The 1,142-nt window shown below is 72.9% G+C and carries 1 protein-coding gene and 1 pseudogene; one reads left to right on the forward strand and one right to left on the reverse strand.

The annotated features are described in order from the left end of the window. Positions 1 to 151: 151 nt before the first annotated feature. Positions 152 to 943, forward strand: a complete 792-nt coding sequence (locus tag G6048_RS48205) for a pseudouridine synthase (protein ID WP_165345911.1) — start codon at positions 152 to 154, stop codon at positions 941 to 943. A gap of 13 nt (positions 944 to 956) precedes the next feature. Here the strand turns inward: G6048_RS48205 and G6048_RS48210 are convergent. Next, positions 957 to 1,142 (reverse strand): annotated as a pseudogene (locus G6048_RS48210) (cytochrome P450); the annotation flags it as partial.

The following is a 1,142-nucleotide window of genomic DNA, read 5'->3' on the forward strand; positions in this document are numbered from 1 at the left end:
CGCCTCGACCGCGAGGCCGTAGCGAAGGCGCTCGACGACATCTCCGACACCTGCCGCACCGCCCGCGGCGAACTCCGCACCACCCTCGAGGTGCTGCGCGCCGCCGAACACGGCGACGGCCGCGGACAGTCGCCGCCGGACGATCGACGGGATGCTCGACGAGGGGTTGATCGTCGGGGCGGACGGGCGGCCGGTGGCGGCGGACGCGGCGTATGTGCCGGGGATGTTCGTGTGGTTCCACCGGGAGCTGCCCGACGAGGTGCCGGTGCCGTTCGATGTCGATGTGGTGTATCGCGACGAGCACATCGTCGTGGCCGACAAGCCGCACTTCCTGGCCACGACGCCGCGCGGCAGTCATGTCGCCGAGACGGCGCTCGCACGGCTGCGGCGGGAGCTGGGCATCGAGTCGCTCACGGCGGCGCATCGGCTCGACCGGCTCACGGCCGGGTTGGTGCTGTTCACGGTGCGGGCGGAGGAACGCGGCGCGTATCAGTCACTCTTCCGCGACCGGCTCGTACGCAAGGAGTACGAGGCGGTGGCCCCGTACCGGGGGTCCTTGGCGCTGCCCCGGACCGTGCGCAGCCGGATCGAGAAGGAGCGCGGGGTGCCGGCCGCCCGCGAGGTGCCGGGCGAGCCGAACGCGGTGACCCTGGTCGAGCGGCTCGAGCACCGGGACGGACGCGCACGCTACCGGCTGCTGCCCCGCACCGGTCAGACCCACCAGCTGCGGGTGCACATGAACGCGCTGGGTGTGCCGATCCTCGGTGACCCGCTCTACCCGGTGGTGACCGGCCCGGTGCCGGCCGGTGACTTCCGGCGCCCGCTCCAACTGCTTGCGCGGGTGCTGGAGTTCACCGATCCGGTCACGGGGCACAGCCACTCGTTCGTGAGCGGCCGGACGCTGGGGGCGTGGTCCGCGTACGACAACTGTGCAGATCAGTGACGATCCTGATCCGTCAGTAGCCGCGCCACCAGCGGACGAAGCGCTGCCAGGCGCCCGGGCGGCGCTCGGGTCCGGCGGCCGGAGCCACCGGCTCGGGCTGGGGAGTTGCGGGCTGCGGTGCCGGTGCGCACCCGCGGAAATCGTTGCGGCCCTGGCGCCCGGCAGCGTCGAGGAACTGCTGACGAACTGGCTGCCGTCG

Source organism: Streptomyces ureilyticus, assembly GCF_011045025.1.
Lineage (GTDB): Bacteria > Actinomycetota > Actinomycetes > Streptomycetales > Streptomycetaceae > Streptomyces > Streptomyces ureilyticus.